The sequence below is a fragment of the Pantoea sp. K16 genome (assembly GCF_048452805.1).
In the GTDB taxonomy this organism is placed as follows: domain Bacteria; phylum Pseudomonadota; class Gammaproteobacteria; order Enterobacterales; family Enterobacteriaceae; genus Pantoea; species Pantoea agglomerans.
On the sequence record NZ_JBLWNV010000033.1, the window covers coordinates 1 to 1,344 of the forward strand.

Below are 1,344 nucleotides of genomic sequence, written 5' to 3' on the forward strand. Positions count from 1 at the left end.
CCATCAGCGACCAATCGGGCGCGGTGCTGGGCAGCAGCACGGCAAACAGCAGCGGTGTATGGACGTTCGCGGTGGCGGAGCTGGCAGACGGTGAGCACGTCTTTACGGCATCGGTAACCAATGCGGCGGGCAACAGCAGCGAGGCGAAATTTACCCTGACCGTTGACACCATCGCACCTGTCCTGCCGACCATCACCGGGATGATTGACGATGTAGGCACTGTACAGGGCACGTCTACGACCAGTGGTGGCGTAACGGACGATCCGTCGCCGACCTTTACCGGCAAGGCGGAAAAAGGTTCGCTGGTTACGCTGTATGACGGCGACAGCGTGCTGGGCAGCGTTCGGGCGGATGCGCAGGGCAACTGGAGCTATACGCCGACCACCAATATGGTAGACGGCGATCATAGTATCAAAGCCGTTAGCACGGACGCGGCAGGAAACATCTCCGCGCCTGGCGCAGAATGGCCGTTTAAGCTGGATACCAGCACGGCGGCTCCGGAAATCACGAACAACACCGAAGACGAGCTGGCCGGTAACGCCGAGCCGGGTGCGGTGATCGTGATCACCGATCCGGTCAGCGACAGCGTGACCAGCACGGTGGCAGATGCTGACGGTCATTGGAGCATCCAGCCGAATCCGGCGGGCGTGGACGCCAAAGACGTCGTGGTGGAAGCCACCGACGAGGCGGGCAACAGCAACAGCGTTGTGATCGACGGCCCCGGCGACAGCACGCCGCCGGATAACCAGACCTCAGGCCTGGTCATCGACAGCATCACCCTGACCGACGACGTCGGTGCGATTACCGGCGAGATCCTGGATGGCAGCGTCACCGACGACGCACGGCCGACCTTCTCCGGCGACGCAACCGCCGACATCGATCACGTCAATATCTATGACAACGGCCAGCTTATCGGCAGCGCAGCGGTGGGCGCGGACGGCAAGTGGAGCTGGACGCCGGAGCAGGATATGGCGGACGGATCCTCACACGACCTGACGGTTGCGGCGGTGGACGCGGCGGGTAACGAAGGCCCGCAGGTGAGCGGCACTGATGACGATGGCTGGAGCTTTACCGTCGACACCACTGCGCCGGATATCGACGCTTTTACAGACAGCAGCATCACGCTGACCGATGACGTCGGTCCGGTACGGGGCGAGATCGCCGACGGTGCAACGACTGATGATGCACGCCCGACCTACAGCGGTAGCGTGAGCACGGCAGGAATAGCGCAGGGTGTGGTCAGCGTCAATATCTATGACAGTGGCAAGCTGATCGGCAGCGCAGCGGTGGAGGCGGACGGCAAGTGGAGCTGGACGCCGGACAGCGCGATGAGCAGCGGGGCGC

1 protein-coding gene is annotated in these 1,344 nt (G+C 63.2%); it reads left to right on the forward strand.

Going from position 1 to position 1,344, the window contains the following annotated elements:
* A partial coding sequence (locus ACK13D_RS22035) for an Ig-like domain-containing protein (protein WP_418797030.1) occupies positions 1-1,344 on the forward strand: 1,344 nt, incomplete at both ends.